The sequence below is a fragment of the Pseudomonas sp. AKS31 genome (assembly GCF_023634765.1).
In the GTDB taxonomy this organism is placed as follows: Bacteria; Pseudomonadota; Gammaproteobacteria; order Pseudomonadales; family Pseudomonadaceae; genus Aquipseudomonas.
In genome coordinates, this window is the sequence record NZ_JAMLFX010000002.1 from 292,235 (window position 1) to 307,773 (window position 15,539).

A 15,539-nucleotide genomic window follows, 5' to 3' on the forward strand; every position below is an offset into this window, starting at 1 on the left:
GCTTTGATCCGTGGGTCAGTGACCAGCGCAATGCCCACGTCGCGGCCGGAACCGTACAGCAACGAGAACACACCTTCCGGCAAATCACAGGCTTTTACCGCCCGAGCGACCGCGCGGCCGACCAGTTCGCTGGTGCCGGGATGCGCACCGTGCGCCTTGACGATCACCGGGCAACCGGCGGCCAGCGCCGATGCGGTGTCACCGCCGGCCACCGAGAACGCCAGCGGGAAGTTGCTTGCGCCAAACACCGCGACCGGCCCCAGCGCAATCTGCCGCTGACGCAAATCAGCACGCGGCAGCGGTTGACGTTGCGGCTGCGCGCTATCGACACGCACATCCAGCCATTCGCCGGCGCGCACGGTGCGGGCGAACATTCTCAATTGTTGGCAAGTACGCCCGCGTTCTCCTAGCAGGCGTGCGCGTGGCAGGCCGGTTTCCGCGTGGGCCCGGTCAATCAGCGCATCGCCGAGGCCTTCAATTTCTTCGGCGATACCTTCCAGAAATTCGGCGCGGACATTCAGGGTTGTCTCGCGATACCCATCCAACGCAGCCCAGGCCAGCGCGCAGGCCTGTTCGACATGCTCGGCCGACCCACCGGCGTACGCCGGTTCCAGCGTTTCATTCGTGGCCGGATTGATCCCGCGAATGGCGCTGCGATTGCCGGCAATCGTGTGCTGTCCGATCAGCATGTGGCCCGTCAAAGTCATGGTGTCTTCCTGATAAAAAAGAGGGAGGCCTGCCGCGAATCACAAAGGTTTCGCGGCAGGTGAGGGGGACGTGATCAGGCGAAGTTCTGTTCCGCCGACCAGTTCTCGTACCAGTGACGGAACAGCGAATACTGCTTCTCGGCATAACGCCGTTGCGAATCGCTCAACGCATCGGTTTCGTTGAAGTGCAGGGTGTATTCCTTGTCGCCGTTGAGCACCATCAGGTGTTTGTAATACAGCACCAGATCGCAGCCCTCATCGAACGACGACAGCACCGCCAGTGCCGATTCCAGTTCCCGCGCCTGACGCCGGGCCTTGGCATCACCCTTGGCCGCTTGCTTGCTCAGCGCGACCAGTTGCAGCACCTCGCGGGGCAGGGCGTTGCCGATGCCGGTGATGGCGCCGGTGGCGTTGCAGTTGACGAAACCGTGTACCACTTGCGTGTCGACGCCGACCATCAAGGTCACGTCATCGTCCTTGCTGGTGATGTTTTCGGCGGCGTATCGCAGGTCGGCGCCACCGCCGAATTCCTTGAAGCCGATCAGGTTCGGGTACTCGCGGCGCAGTTCGAAAAACAGATCGGCGCGGGTGGCGAAGCCGTAGTAAGGGCTGTTGTAGATCACCGCCGGCAGGTTCGGCGCGGCTTGCAGAATCGCGGCAAAGTGGGCTTTTTGCGCAGTAGCCGAAGCACCACGGGACAGCACACGGGGAATCACCATCAAACCCTGCGCGCCGACTTTCGCCGCGTGCGCCGCATGGGCAACTGCCTCACGGGAGTTCACCGCACCAGTGCCCACGATCGTCGGGATGCCCGCCGCGACCAGGCGCGCCACGCCTTCCTGACGCTCGGCCTCGGTCAGCAGCGGCCAGTCACCCATCGAGCCGCAATAGACCACGGCGCTCATGCCGATATCGATCAGTTCGCGACCCTTGGCAACCAAAGCATCGAAGTCCGGTTTGCGCTGGGCGGTGCACGGGGTCATCAGGGCCGGCATGCAACCGGTGAAGATGTTGTCGCTCATTGTTTTAACTCCTTGGCACATCGTTCAAATTGAGGTGAAAAGTCAGCGTGGCGGTTCAGATGCCCCACGCGAACGGGTCTGCTTCGTCGATCAGCAACGTGCTGTCGGCGGTCATCCAGGCGCGGCCGGTGATGTACGGGCGGATGCGTTCGCCTTGCCATTCAAAGCGGCCTTCGAACTGGCTGCCGGTGATGCTTGCCTGCACCCAGGTCGCGCGGGGTTGCAGCTTGTCGTCGGCGGCCAGACAGGCCAGTTTGGCGCTGGTGCCGGTGCCGCACGGGGAGCGGTCGTAGGCTTTGCCGGGGCACATGACGAAGTTGCGGCTGTCGGCCTGATCGTCATCGGCGAACAGTTCGATGTGATCGATCACCGCGCCGTCCTCGCCGAAAATGCACTGGTCTTCAAGGGCTTTGAGCATCGCCCAGGTGTACGCCGTGAGGTGTTCGACGTTGTCCATCGTCAGCGTCTGGCCGTGCTCGGACACGAGGAAGAACCAGTTGCCGCCGTAGGCGATGTCGCCGAATACGCGGCCGAATCCCGGTACATCCACCGGCACCTGTTTGCGGTGGCGATAAGCAAGGACGTTGCCCAGGGTGACGGTTCCGTCGTCATGCAGCGTGGCACTGACCGGGCCGACCGGGGTGTCGATCTTGTGCACGCCCGGTTCGATTTTGCCCAGGTACTGCAGCGAGTTGATCAGGCCGATGGTGCCGTGGCCGCACATGCCCAGATAACCGGCGTTGTTGAAGAAAATCACCCCGCAAGTGGCGTCCGCCGAGACCGGCTCGCAATACAGGGCGCCGACCAGCACATCGTTGCCGCGGGGTTCCAGCAGGCACGCGCGGCGCCATTGATCATGTTGGGTGCGCAGCGCATCGCGTTTCTCGACCATGCTGTTGCCAGGCAGCTCGGGGAAGCCGTTCATCACCAGGCGCGTCGGTTCACCGCCGGTGTGGGAATCAATCACGTGTACTCGTTTCATGAACATGTCCTGTTGGATGATTTCAGTAGGCGCCGGCAGGGCGCGCAGACACGGTCGAAGCAGGGGCGGCAATCTCGCTTTCTTCGTCGTCCTCTTCCAGACGCAGCAGATGCGCCGGTACACCAGTCGCCGCGCCCCAGTAATAGATGCCGGTGGCGCATGCGGCGACGACAATCGTGTCGAACGGATGAGCGAGGATGCCCAGGCCACCAAAGGTGCCGAGTTTCGACAGCACGATGGTCACTGCGTAGAAGGCGATCAGCCACGCCGATGAGCGCACTTGGCGCGCCAGATTCAGGTGAGCGGTCGGCACAAAACGACCGCAGAGCAGGTACACCACGAACATCAGGATTTGCAGGCCGAGCAGCCACGACACGGTGTTCCAGCCCGACCAGTAGACGATCAGCGCTGCGATGATGAACGACACTGGCCCGAGCAGGCCCATGCACTTGACCCGGAACGGCCGCGGCATGTCTGGCGCATTGCGGCGCAGCGCAGCCACCGACACCGGCGCCACGGCGTAGCTCAACACCAGCGCAGCGGAGACCACGTTGATCAGCGCTTCCCACGACGGGAACGGCAAGGTCCAGAACACCGACAGGGCGAAGGTCAGCCACAGCGCCGGGCGCGGGATGCCGGATTTTTCGTCGATGTGGGTGAAGACCTTGAAGAAGGTCCCGGTCTGCGCCCAGCCATAGATCACCCGCGGGGTCGCGTTCATGTAGATGTTGCCGCAGCCGCTTGGCGAGATCACCGCATCGGCGACCACCAGATACGCCAGCCAGCCCACGCCCAGCGCCAAGGCGATGTCGCGATAGGGCAGAGCAAATTCCTTGCTGATTCCGGCCCAGCCGTTGGCGAGCATTTCCGTCGGGATGCTGCCGAGAAAGGCCATTTGCAGCAGCACGTAAATCAATGTCGACAGCAGCACCGAAAGGATCAGCGCGATGGGAATGGTGCGCTGTGGATTCTTCACTTCACTGGCCACCGAGATGATCGGCGTCAGCCCCAGATAGGCAAAGATGATCCCGCCCGCCGACACGGCCATCTCCACGCCGGACAAGCCGAACGGGGCGAAGCCTTGCACCTGGAAATTCGCCGGTTTGAAGAAGGTGAACAGCACGCCGATCACCAGCAACGGCACGATGAACTTGAACACGCTGACCAGATTGTTGGCCTTGGCGAAGGTCTTCACGCTGCGGTAGTTGAGCAGGAAGAACACACAGAGCAGGCCGAACTGCACCATCCAACCGAGAATCGTCGGATCACCGGTGCCAGCCTTGGTCAGGCCGGGAAACCATGCCGCTGCGTATTGGCGCGAGGCAACCACTTCGATTGCCACCAGACTGGAAAACGCAATCAAGGTGATAAAGCCCATCAGATAGCCGAGCAGCGGCCCGTGGGAGTAAACCGGATAACGCACGACGCCGCCGGCGCGCGGTAATGCAGCGCCCAGTTCGCAGTAAACGATGCCCAGCAACAATACGGCGAAGCCGCCCAGCAGCCAGGAAAAAATCCCCGCCGGACCGGCGATGGCGGACACGTGACTGGCCGCGAACAACCAGCCGGAACCGAAGATCGCCCCCAGCCCGATAAATGTGAGGTCGATCAGTGAAAGCTGTTTTTTGAACTTGCCTTGGCCTGACATGGCATCGCCTTCTTGTGAGTTATTGGATAGGCAGTTGTGTCACTGGGACGGCCAGACTTTGAACGCATCGCCCTCGCGGCGATTGATGCTTTTTGCCGGGTTCGATGACGAAATCGGCACAATGGCGCCGATGAAACAGGGCCCTCGACACGTCGTGACCGATGCTGCAATCTGCAGGGCGAACGGCGCATGGCGGGCACTTGGTCTGTCCACGTCACGAGGGGAATCTTCGATGCAGCAGGCGTTTTCGATCCTGGCTCAAGGCATGACTGGCCAGCGTCCGCAGACACTGGAGGAGCTGTTGGCCGGCGCGGCGCTGTTGTTGCCGATGCTCGATGTGATTCCCAACGCGGCGATTTTCATCAAGGATGTGCAGGCCCGTTACGTGCTCGCGAATCGCACGCTGGTGCAGCGCTGTGGCTTGAAGGATTTACGCCCGTTGCTCGGCAAAACCAGTGCGCAGGTGTTTCCGGCGCAACTCGGGCCGGGCTACACCGAGCAGGATCGCAAGGTACTGGAGGAGGGCCTTGTGCTGGAGGATCAGCTCGAACTGCATCTGTATGGCAGTCGCGAACCGGGTTGGTGCCTGACGCACAAGCAGCCGCTGTACAACCGTGACGGGGTGATCATTGGCCTGGCGGGAATCTCGGTTGACTTGCAATCGGCCAGCGAAACCCACCCGGCATTCGAGCGGCTGGCGGCTGTCGATGAGCATATTCGCGCGAATTTCAATCGCCGCGTCACCCTCGGTGAATTGACCCGCATCGCCGGTATTTCCGTGGCGCAACTGGAGCGTTACTGCAAACGGGTATTCCACCTGACACCACGGCAGATGATCCAGAAAGTGCGCCTTGAACACGCGCATCGATTGCTGCACACCGACTTGCCGATAACCGACGTGGCGCTGCAATGCGGCTACACCGATCACAGCGCCTTCACTCGCCAGTTCAAGGCCTCGACCGGGTTTACGCCGCGAGAGTATCGGCAGGCGACGTCAGCCTGATGAAGTGGTATCGAGGCGCAATGTAGGAGCTGCCGAAGGCTGCGATCTTTTGATCCTGTTTTTTGCAATCAACATCAAAAGATCGCAGCCTTCGGCAGCTCCTACAGTTAAACCAGGACGGTCAGCCATGCCGAGAGCAGCAGCAACAATGCCAGTGCTGTGTTCATCCGCTTGAACGCTTTCGGCGATCCCATCAACCGCGCACTGCCCACACCCAGCAATGCCCAGAACGTCATGCACGGCAATGACACCAGCAAAAACGCCAGCGACAGCACCAGCAGTCGCAAGGTCTTGTCACCACCGTCGACGAACACGCTGACCACCGCCACGGCCATCATCCACACCTTGGGGTTGACCAGTTGCAACATGGCGGCGCCCAGCACGCCGAAGCCTTCGTCTTGTACATTTGTGGGGGCCAGCGATGGCGGCGTGCTTCGAAAGATCTGCCACGCCAGCCAACTCAGCCAGAGTACACCGCCCCAGGCCATCGCTTGCTGCACACGCGGGTAGCGCAGCAAGGTTTCGCCGGCACCGAGGCCGACCACCAGCACAATCAGTGCCGCCGCCGCGCAGGCGCCAAAAATGATCGGCAGCGTGGCGCGCAAGCCTTGGCGCGAACTGTGGCTCAACACCAGAATATTGGTCGGCCCCGGTGTGATCGAAGCAACGAAAGCAAACAACAGAAAGGGCAGTAATGACGCCATGATCGGGATTCCCTGAATAGCAACACAGGTATCCATCATCGCCAGACGGCGTGCGTCAGTCTGGAAGGTTTGAGCAGCGTTTGCGGTAATCCGCTGGCGTCAGTTGATAGGCGCGCCGGAACCAGCGACCCAGGTGACTCTGATCGGCAAAACCGAGCACGCTGGCAACTTGTGCCGGCGTTTCACCGCGCGCCAGCAACTGCCGCGCCTTGGCCAGGCGCAACTGGATCAGGTACGCGTGCGGCGCAAGTCCGAAGGCAGACTTGAACGCCCGACTGAGACGGAAACGGTCGACGCCGCAGGCCCGCGCCAGGTCATCGAGACCGATATCTTCATAGGTGTGCGCGTGCAGATAATCCCGCGCCAGTTGCGCCACCAATGGCAGGCGCGGGTCGAAAGCCTGGCGCTTGCGCCAGTCGAGATGGCACGTTAGCGAACCCAGCAGAGCGTCGATGGTGGTCTGGCGGACGATGCGTAAATCACCGTCATGCAGCGCATGGAAGGCCTGATTGATCGCAGTAGCCAAACGCGGATCCTGACTCAGCGTGTCGGCAAAACCGGGCTGGCTGTCGGACGGTGCGTCTTCGAACAGCGCGTGCATTTCACGCTCAAGCCAATGCGGATCGAGGTAGAGCATCGAATAGGTAAAACCCTCCTCGGTCGGGGCTTGCCCATCGTGGATTTCCCCCGGCTCCAGCAGGAACACGTTGCCCGGCGTACTGCGATGGCGCATGCGGCGGCAATTGAACTGCTGCACACCTTGCTCGGTGACGCCGACGAGAAAACTGTCATGCCAGTGCGGATCGTAGGCATGGCCCTCGAAGTGAGCGCGAATCGACTCAATCCCGGTGTCAACATCCTGGGACAGCTCGATCCAGTTGCGTTTATCCACGAAGGCTCCAGAGTTCGCCATTGAAAGGTGCGGCCCCATAAAATACCGCGCAATAGTGAAGGGCGTTTAGAAGATTTGTGCAGGTGAGGGGGCTAGACTCTGTAGGTCACGGCCCCTTGGCAACAGGTGAAATGCGATGATTAACCAATGCTCGCGTGGGGTTTTGCTCACCGTGATCGGCTTGAGCCTGGCGCTGACCGTAGGCTGCTCCAGCCGAAAACACTATCCACCGTCGGGTGTTGGCGATGCCTGCTACGCGAAAGCCTTGCCGTCGGTCGGCGAGGGCGGTCTGGCTTGGGGCTCCAGTTTGAACATGGCCCGGCAGAAGTCGATGAACAACTGTATTCGCTATGCCGGTCGCTCCGGGGGTACGCCGGATACCTGTCAGGTGGTGTTGGCGAAGTGCCGATAGTTTATTTGTTGACATGGTTGCTTTTGGCAAATATATAGTTGCTTTAAGCAATTATCTGAGTGTTTGCCATGTCCAGCAGCCATCTCCTCGAGCAAGCCGACGTCGTGCGTGGTTTCAACCGCTTTTACACCCATCAGATCGGCGTTTTGCAGGAGCATCTGCTGCAAAGCGACTACTCGCTGACTGAACTGCGGATCCTCTATGAGCTGGCCTCGCGTGGCGACCTGACCAGCGCAGATCTGCGCCAGATGCTTGGCCTGGACGCCGGCTACATGAGCCGGATCATCAGCGGTTTCGAGAAGCGCGGACTGATCCAGAAAATCCCGTCGCCTACCGACGCCCGCGCTGCGCAATTACACCTTACCGACCTGGGCCGCGACATCCTGATCCCGCTGGAAAAGGCCTCCCGTGAACAGATCGTTGCCATGCTCGAACGATTGCCGGAGCCGCAGCAGAAGCAGCTGATCGGCGCCATGACGCTGATCCAGACCTTGTTGGAAGGCAGTAAGGACTCGACTTACGTGTTACGCGATCCGCAGCCCGGCGACATGGGTACGGTGATGCAGCAACAAGCCGCACTGTATAGCCGTGAATACGGCTGGAACTCGGAGTTCGAAACACTGGTGGCCGAGGTGGTCGCCAAGTACCTGCGTGATTACGACCCGACGAGCGAGCGCTGCTGGATTGCGGAAAAGGACGGCAAGGTCATCGGTTCCGTGTTCATCGTCCGCCAGGACGCCACCACTGCCAAACTGCGCATGCTGTACGTCGATGCCAGCGCACGGGGCCTGGGCATTGGCAGTCGTCTGGTCGAGGAGTGCCTGCGCTTTGCCCGGCAGATTGGCTACAAGCACATGACCTTGTGGACCACCAGCAACCTGACGGCTGCAGGCAAGATTTATCAGAAGGCCGGGTTTGAGTTGGTGGAGGAGGAAGCGATTCACAGCTTTGGCAAGGATCTGCTGAGTCAGACGTGGGCGCGGGCGTTGTGATGTGTTTTTCATCGGTGGGCGCAGTGAAAAGGCAGACGAAAAAAAACCGCCTTTGCGGGGCGGTTCTTTTGTAAACCCTGGTTTGCGACCGAGGTTTGTTGCTTCACTAGCTGCTATGACCGCGCCCATGGTATGAATTTTTACGACCCGTCGCAACACTAATATTTTGTTTCAGGCACCTGTTTCCGATATCCGATTTAGAAAGAAAAGGCTGACAGAAATAACGTTTTACAAAGCCGCTGAATGACTTCGTCAGGTATCGGCTGATTGAAGGTTATGATGCCGACGCTCACATGTCTGTGCAGCGATGGGGTTTGGCTGGCAACTCAACGGTTTCATTCCCTCTGACACGGTTTTGCACCCGTGCCGGGATGATACTTCGGAGGGCTTTCAACCGGCCGCCTCACTAGCTGCTATGACATGCCAGCTGAAGGCAAGCATGATCCGGTAAGTTTGCTGGAGGTTTGGCCCCCAGCCCTGGAGGCCAAAACGTATGAAGCTTTTGCTGCGTACGCTGAGCCTTGTATGGAGATTGTTTAAAGCATTGCGCTTTTACGAGTTCCTGCGAGACCATTTTGACGACCTGAAGTAACGGCCGTTGAGGTGGGATAAGCCCGTTTCAGTTTCGACTGGAACGGGCTTTTTTTGTTCTTTAAAGGCTGTCAAAAGTATGATTTTTATATATTTGATTTCTTGGTTGCGTAGGCCATTTCTTCGGCGAGTGTAGGCATAGTTTAAAGCCTTCACTCCAACCTTCTTCCGAAGGAAAAGGGGACTGACCGAGGTGATCTAAAACGCTACGCCGACCTGAACGATTTTTGCTGAATCCAGAATCAACGCGCTTTTTCAGGTCGATGTATAACGCAAGAAAACGTGGTCGGCGCCTTCTCCCTAAGGAGAGGGTTGGGTGAGGGAAATCATGCCACATACCCTCGACATCACCACATTGCCGGCGCTGGACCTGTCGCTGTTCGAAGGCACGGCGCAACAACGTTACGAATTCCTTGAAGACCTGCGCCACGCCGCCCGCGACGTCGGCTTTTTCTACCTGACCGGCCACGGTATCGACAGCGACTTGCTCAAGCAGGTGCAGGCCCACGCCCGGCAGTTCTTCGCATTGCCCGACAGCGAGAAAACCGCCGGCGGCATGATCAACTCACCGCACTTTCGCGGGTACAACCGTGCCGCTTCGGAGATCACCCGTGGCCAGCCCGATCTGCGTGAACAGTTCGATCTGGGCGCCGAGCGAGAGCGGTCACCTTGGAAACGCAGGCATCCAGGCGCTTGGGGAATAACCTGATTACGTCGTCCCGGCCGGTTTCGCCAACGCGATTCCCGCCGCTCCGAGGCGCTTGAGAATCTCGAACAACAAATCACTTTTGGTCACCCCGACAATCCTCGGGCTGCCCACATAACCGGTCACCGTCAAGGTAATCCCGTCCGGCGACAACTTACTGAAGCGCACGAACGGGGCCGGTTTGTCGAGGATGGTTTCGTTCTCCCGGTAAGTGTTGAGCAACAACTCCTTGACCTCTTCAGGATCGATATCCAGCGGGAACATCAACTCCAGTGACGCCACACCCTGCGCGCTGCCGCCCAGCGTCACGTTGCGCAGGTTCTGCGAGATCAGTTGCGAGTTCGGCACGATGACGATCGAGCGGTCGCTGAGCTGGATTTCCGTGGCGCGCACGTTGATGCGGCGAATGTCGCCTTCGACGCCGCTGATGCTGATCAGGTCGCCGACCTTCACCGGTCGTTCGGTGAGCAGAATCAGCCCTGAGACAAAGTTCTTCACGATCTCCTGCAAACCGAAGCCGATGCCCACCGACAATGCACTAACGATCCATGCCAGATTGGTCCACTGCACGCCGAGCGAGGACAGCGTCAGCAGAATCACGAACGCGTAACCGATGTTGGAAAACAGCGTGCTCAACGAGGCACACATGCCCGGGTCCATGTCGGTCTTGGGCAGGAACTCGTTGTCGAGCCAGCGACTCAAGGCGCGGATCAGCCAGATGCCGATCATCAGCGCCAGCACGGCATTGAGCAGGTGGCCGGGGACGATATTCAGCTTGCGCAACCCGGCGCCGCCGAGGATGGCCATGATGTTGCTCGCCAGTTGCCCGAGCGTGGTGCCGATGCCGCCGACAAACAGAGCGATCACCGCCAGCAGCATCAGTGCGGCCCGACTGAAGCCGGAGAGCAGGATCGAGATTTGATCGAGGCGGCGATCGCCGATGCCCAGTAGCTGTTTGAGTGCCTTGCCGCTCGCGTGCCGAGGAGAAAAAATGTGCTCGCAGGCGTCCTTGATCAACTGGATCAGCAGGTAGAAACCCGACAGAACGATGTACGCCCACACCAACTCGTAACTGATGAACCGCGCCAGCGACACGTAGCCGGCGAGCAGGGCAATCGCCGAGACAAACATCGAGACGCTGGCGATGGTGTAAATCACCCCGGCAACCGTGCTGTTTGCCGCTGCCGCATCATTCGCCGCGACCAGCGCCTTGCGCACCTTGCCGACGCGCAACAGCATGACCGTCACGATCACCAGCACGACGATCGAAATAACCCCGCGTCCGGCGATCACGATCTGGCTGCTCATGCCGGTGGCATTGCTCACCTGCACCAGCGTCACCAGCACCAGTAACGCGCAGGACAGAATGCGCGGGTAAGGTTTGAGCGCCAGCGCCACCGGATCGGCAATCGCCGGCAGGCGCCACGAAGGATGCTCGGTCGATAACAGCGCGCGGCTCAACCCAGTGAGCAGCACGCAGGCATACACGACTTTTTCGAACTCTTCGGAGAAGGTTTCCAGCACCGGCGGCAACGCTTGATGGCGGGTGCAGGCGTAGAACAGCAGTTGCAAAGCAATGGCGGTGGTGGCGATGGTCGCCAGCGCCGAGGCGAAAGCCAGCGCACTGCGCCGCAAACGCCCCTCCGGCATGCGGTAAATACACACCCAGGTCAGGCCCCGATCCGCGAGCCTGCGGCCGAATGTCCAGATGATCAGCGCCAATAACACCAGAATACTGGTGAAGAAGCGTTCGCCCGGCGCCCAAACCGTGGCCCAAGTGTCGCTCACGTGATCGACGAAAAATCGCAGACGCTGGCGATCATCGTCGCTCGGACTCACCAGCGGCGCCCAGAAGTGCGGACTCAATACGCTGTCAGTGCCCAGGGTCAACTCGCTCTCGAGCAACGTGCGGCGGATACCGGCGATCTGCGTAATCAAATCTGCCGCGCTCTGCTTCAGCGCCGCCAGGCTTTTCAGGGTTCCGTCAACCTTGCTTTTCTGCTCCGCCAGCGCCGCCCGTTGCGCGACGATATCCGCCTGTTCCGCCGCCAGATCCGTATCCGGCGCGGCCCCTAGCACTCCCAGCTGCACCGCCAGTTGTGCTTGCTGCGGCAACAACCCCGCCGACAATCGATCGACATCCAGAATGAACGCCTGCACCCGGTCCTGCGGGCCTTCGAGCTGGTTGTAATTGTTCGCGGCGGAAATCTGTTGCTTGAGACCGTCGAGGCGTTGTTGCAAGGCTTGCAGATCGCTTTGCGAAATCACCGGCAGCGGCGCGGCGGCGGTGGTTGCCGGCGCCGGCAAATCGGCTGCCCACAGCGTCGGACTGCCGCCAACCAGCAGCATGACCGCGACAAAAAACAACGACTTCAAGGGGTTGCGCATGGGTGGGCCAGCCCGAATTGATCACACAGTCTATGAGGTTAGGTGATCGAGACGATTGGCGAGGAAAAGTTTCCGGCAGGGCAGGGGCGGTGAGCAGAGCCTGCAGACGCAAAAAGCCCGACGGGTGAGGTCGGGCTTTTGTTCGGTGACGGCGCTGAAGCGCTGCATTCAGACGGCGCGGCGTTCAAGCAAACGGTCGGAACCACCTTCGGCAACAGCATCGCTGAACAGCGGGTCGGTTTCGGTGGCTGCGGCTACGGCGTCGCTGAACAATGGATCAGTTTGAGTCGCGGCGGCGACTGCATCACTGAACAGTGGATCGGTTTGAGTAGCAGCCGCAACGGTGCGCTGTTCCAGCAGACGATCAGCTCCGCCTTCGGCGACCAGAGGTTCGGCAGGGGCAGCGGCAAAAGCATTCAGGGCGAAGAACGAGAAAGCGATGCTGAGAAGGGCTTGGCGTTTCATGAGTGTGTGCTCCGTGATGCAGTGGTGGGGTCTGGAGCCGATCTTACGCCGCGCTATTGATAAGAGAACTTCATTGAGTCAATGGTTGTTATTGATGCGATTAATGGCTGTTTGTGAATGCGAGGATCTGCAGTTATTCATAGCCAATCCTCACCTGCGCACTGATCAGCTCAGCCAACATCCGCACAGGCTCGGTGAAGGTCTGGCGCGATCGGTGCACCAGCCCGATATCACGGTGGAACGTGTGCTGGCCGAGATCGAGCACTCTGACGCCGGCAGGCCATGCAAAGTCGGGCGCCGTCTGCGGCACCAGCGCGACACCGACACCGTTTTCGACCAGTTTGATAATCGCCTCCAGTTCATCCAGCTCGCAGACCTCGTGCAGGGTGAAATGCATCTGCCGCAGAAAACGATCGACCTGCCTGCCGCCGAAGGAGGAGCGGTCATATCGAATGAACGGCTGACTGCAAAGCAATTGGCTCCAGTCATCGCCCGGCACATCGCGGGGCACGATCAACCGGTAAGGCTCCAGCGCCAAGGTCGTCCAGCGCAGGTCACTCTGCAGTGAAAAGGGCGGGCGGATGATCACGGCCATGTCGATCTCGCCAGCATCCACCAGGTTGACCAGTTCCATCGACAGCCCCGGAACGATCCGGGATCTGCACTGCGGGCAGTGCTGGTGAAACTTCGCGAGCGCATCCGGTAGATAAGAGCGCTGCACCGACGCAATGGCGCCGATGTTGACCAGCACGCTGGGAGGCAGCCCCGTGGTTGTCGAGCCGAGACTGTCGTAGAGCCTGAGCAGTTCTTGCGCTTGCAGAAGTATCTGGTGGCCCATTCTGTTGAGGTGTGCCGAGCGCCCCTTTCTGTCGAAAAGCTCGAAGCCGAGTTCGGCTTCCAGGCGCTGGATTTGGGCGCTGACGGCAGCCTGCGTGAGGCCGATCCTGTTGCCGGCTGCAGCGAAAGTACCTTCGCGTGCTACGGCAATGAGTGTCTTGAGTTCTTTGATCATTCACAAATATTAATTGTGTTTCTAAGAAATATATATTGATTTTTATGTTTGGTTTTCCGTCCTAGGATGTTTTCCATCCCCGGCAGCGACTCAACCGAAAGCGCCAATGTCGGCAGGAATGTTCGCCAACCAACAAAAACATTATTGGAGTTCTGATGAGCCTCTCGCCTTTTCACCTCGCTATCCCCGTCTACGATCTGGCTGCGGCGCGCACCTTTTACGGTGAGGTCTTTGGTCTTGCAGAAGGACGCTCCAGCACCCAGTGGGTCGACTTCGACTTTTATGGCCACCAACTGGTCATTCACGAACACCCGAAAACCGCGTCTCAGGAAAGCGTTCACAGCAACCCGGTCGACGGTCACGACGTACCTGTTCCGCATTTCGGCATCATTTTGGGATGGCAACAGTGGGAAGCATTGGCCGAACGTCTGAAGTCCTTTGGCACCGAGTTTGTGATCGAACCGTACATTCGCTTTCAGGGGCAGGTGGGTGAGCAGGCCACCATGTTCCTCTTTGATCCTTGCGGTAACGCCCTTGAGTTCAAGGCGTTCAAGGATATGAGCCAGCTCTTCGCCAAGTGACAACCGTCATGGCACAACCCGGTTGTGCCATTCGTTCCCTAGTGAGCTGGAAGCTCATGACTCTAGCAACTGCCGCTGACGCAGACCTTTCCTTCCAACAAAAAGGCTAGACATGAAACGTATTCCCCTGGTGTGGCAAATCGTTGCCGGGCTGTTGCTTGGCGTGCTCGTCGGTTGGTATTTCAATACCCATCCGCAGTATCAAACGTGGGTCAGTGCGGAGATCCTCAAACCCCTCGGTGACATCTTTATCAAGATGATGAAGATGGTGGTTGTACCGATTGTCTTCTGTTGCATGATTCTGGGCATTGCCGGCGGTGGCGATAACAAGTCGTTTGGCCGCATGGGCATCAAGTCGCTGGGTTATTTCTTTGCGATTACCGCGCTGGCCATTGTCATTGGCTTGTGTTTCGCAAACCTCTTTGAACCGGGCACCGGCACCGATATTTCCGGCCTGTCCCACGGCACGGCATCGATCAACATGGAGCCGTCAAAAGGTGCGCTGGTGATCGTGCAGAACATCGTGCCGGACAATGTTCTGGTGGCGATGTCGGAAGCGAAATTGCTCTCGGTACTGTTCTTCGCCGTGCTGTTCGGCCTCGCCTTGAATGCGCTGCCAAGAGAAAAAAGTGCACCAGCCATTGCCCTGGTTCAAAGCATTTGCGATGCGATGTTCAAAGTGGTCTCAATCGTCATGGCTTACGCGCCGGTCGGTGTCTTCGGCATGATTGGCGCAACGGTTGCGACATTTGGTTTTGCCTCACTGTTGCCATTGCTCAAGTTGATCGGTGTGGTTTATCTGGCGCTGATTGTCTTCGCTCTGGTGATACTCGGCGGCATTTGCTACCTGATCGGCGAGAACATTTTCAAATTGATCCGCTACTTCCGCAGTGAACTGATTCTGGCATTTTCCAGCGCCGCTTCCGCCGCGGTCATGCCGCAATTGATGAGCCGGTTGGAGCGCTACGGCGTACCGCGGCGGATCGTCAGTTTCGTGGTGCCGGTGGGTTATGCATTCAACCTGGACGGCGCTTCGATCTTCCTCGGCGTCGCGACGATCTTCGTGGCGCAACTCTATGGAATCGACCTGTCACTGTCGCAGCAGATCTTGCTGGTGGTGACGATGGTCCTGACATCGAAAGGCGCGGCAGGGGTGCCCGGGTTTGCCATCATCATCCTCTCCGCGACGTTGGCGTCGGCCGGTCTGCCCCTGGAAGGCGTGGCATTGATCGCGGGTATTTTCAGGATCATCGACAGCGGTACGACCACGCTGAACGTATTGGGCAATGCCATCGCACCGCTGGTGATTGCCAAGTGGGAAAGAGCAGCGCTTGAACCGTCGCGTGTTCATTGCGCTGCTGAAGTCTGAGTCTTCAATCGTTCAAACCGCATCGAGAACGTGTGCACGCCCGCTGGCGCAGGGGCGTTTTTTTG

General features: G+C 59.3%; 14 protein-coding genes and 1 pseudogene. 6 read left to right on the forward strand and 9 right to left on the reverse strand.

The features are described from left to right. The 4 genes from M9827_RS07290 to M9827_RS07305 all read right to left on the reverse strand — a co-directional run. On the reverse strand, positions 1 to 707 hold a 707-nt coding region (locus tag M9827_RS07290; protein WP_250605459.1), incomplete at its 3' end, for an aldehyde dehydrogenase family protein. 74 nt (positions 708 to 781) lie between these two features. Beyond that, positions 782 to 1,729, reverse strand: coding sequence for a dihydrodipicolinate synthase family protein (locus M9827_RS07295; RefSeq protein ID WP_250604660.1), 948 nt, complete (start codon positions 1,727 to 1,729; stop codon positions 782 to 784). A 55-nt stretch (positions 1,730 to 1,784) separates the two neighbouring features. Continuing rightward, positions 1,785 to 2,711 carry a 4-hydroxyproline epimerase gene (locus M9827_RS07300; RefSeq protein ID WP_250604662.1) on the reverse strand — a complete coding sequence of 309 codons (927 nt, stop codon included), beginning with the start codon at positions 2,709 to 2,711 and terminating at the stop codon, positions 1,785 to 1,787. A 22-nt stretch (positions 2,712 to 2,733) separates the two neighbouring features. Beyond that, a complete protein-coding gene (locus M9827_RS07305; protein WP_250604664.1) occupies positions 2,734 to 4,359 on the reverse strand; it encodes an APC family permease in 1,626 nt (541 codons plus the stop codon). A 232-nt stretch (positions 4,360 to 4,591) separates the two neighbouring features. Here M9827_RS07305 and M9827_RS07310 point away from each other — a divergent pair, with 232 nt between their 5' ends. Continuing rightward, positions 4,592 to 5,362: an AraC family transcriptional regulator gene (locus M9827_RS07310; RefSeq protein ID WP_250604666.1), complete on the forward strand. Its 771-nt coding sequence runs from the start codon at positions 4,592 to 4,594 to the stop codon at positions 5,360 to 5,362. A gap of 107 nt (positions 5,363 to 5,469) precedes the next feature. On the opposite strand, the gene M9827_RS07315 is transcribed toward M9827_RS07310, so the two are convergent. Together M9827_RS07315 and M9827_RS07320 are read right to left on the reverse strand one after the other, a co-directional pair. Beyond that, a complete protein-coding gene (locus tag M9827_RS07315) occupies positions 5,470 to 6,066 on the reverse strand; it encodes a LysE family translocator (RefSeq protein ID WP_250604668.1) in 597 nt (198 codons plus the stop codon). A 55-nt stretch (positions 6,067 to 6,121) separates the two neighbouring features. Beyond that, on the reverse strand, positions 6,122 to 6,958 hold the full coding sequence (locus tag M9827_RS07320) for an AraC family transcriptional regulator (RefSeq protein ID WP_250604670.1): 837 nt from the start codon (positions 6,956 to 6,958) through the stop codon (positions 6,122 to 6,124). 136 nt (positions 6,959 to 7,094) lie between these two features. Between M9827_RS07320 and M9827_RS07325 the strand changes: the two genes are divergently transcribed. The 3 genes and pseudogenes from M9827_RS07325 to M9827_RS07335 all read left to right on the forward strand — a co-directional run. Next, the gene (locus M9827_RS07325) at positions 7,095 to 7,370 is read left to right on the forward strand and encodes a hypothetical protein (protein WP_250604672.1); all 276 of its coding nucleotides are present in this window, start codon (positions 7,095 to 7,097) and stop codon (positions 7,368 to 7,370) included. 68 nt (positions 7,371 to 7,438) lie between these two features. Beyond that, on the forward strand, positions 7,439 to 8,362 hold the full coding sequence (locus tag M9827_RS07330) for a bifunctional helix-turn-helix transcriptional regulator/GNAT family N-acetyltransferase (RefSeq protein WP_250604674.1): 924 nt from the start codon (positions 7,439 to 7,441) through the stop codon (positions 8,360 to 8,362). A 919-nt stretch (positions 8,363 to 9,281) separates the two neighbouring features. Further along, positions 9,282 to 9,641: pseudogene (locus tag M9827_RS07335) on the forward strand (2-oxoglutarate and iron-dependent oxygenase domain-containing protein); the annotation flags it as partial. Positions 9,642 to 9,662: 21 nt separating this feature from the next. On the opposite strand, the gene M9827_RS07340 reads toward M9827_RS07335, so the two are convergent. The 3 genes from M9827_RS07340 to M9827_RS07350 form a co-directional block, all read right to left on the reverse strand. Further along, positions 9,663 to 12,047 (reverse strand): DUF3772 domain-containing protein, encoded by a 2,385-nt coding sequence (locus tag M9827_RS07340; protein WP_250604676.1) that lies wholly within the window; start codon positions 12,045 to 12,047, stop codon positions 9,663 to 9,665. Between the two features lie 168 nt (positions 12,048 to 12,215). Beyond that, positions 12,216 to 12,512: a hypothetical protein gene (locus M9827_RS07345; RefSeq protein ID WP_250604678.1), complete on the reverse strand. Its 297-nt coding sequence runs from the start codon at positions 12,510 to 12,512 to the stop codon at positions 12,216 to 12,218. A 133-nt stretch (positions 12,513 to 12,645) separates the two neighbouring features. After that, positions 12,646 to 13,524 (reverse strand): LysR family transcriptional regulator, encoded by an 879-nt coding sequence (locus M9827_RS07350; RefSeq protein WP_250604680.1) that lies wholly within the window; start codon positions 13,522 to 13,524, stop codon positions 12,646 to 12,648. A 155-nt stretch (positions 13,525 to 13,679) separates the two neighbouring features. On the opposite strand from M9827_RS07350, the gene M9827_RS07355 reads away from it, so the two are divergent. After that, entirely contained in the window at positions 13,680 to 14,105 is a 426-nt protein-coding gene (locus M9827_RS07355) for a VOC family protein (protein WP_108225465.1), read from the forward strand. Positions 14,106 to 14,217: 112 nt separating this feature from the next. Then, a complete protein-coding gene (locus M9827_RS07360) occupies positions 14,218 to 15,474 on the forward strand; it encodes a cation:dicarboxylate symporter family transporter (RefSeq protein WP_250604682.1) in 1,257 nt (418 codons plus the stop codon). Positions 15,475 to 15,539 lie beyond the last annotated feature (65 nt).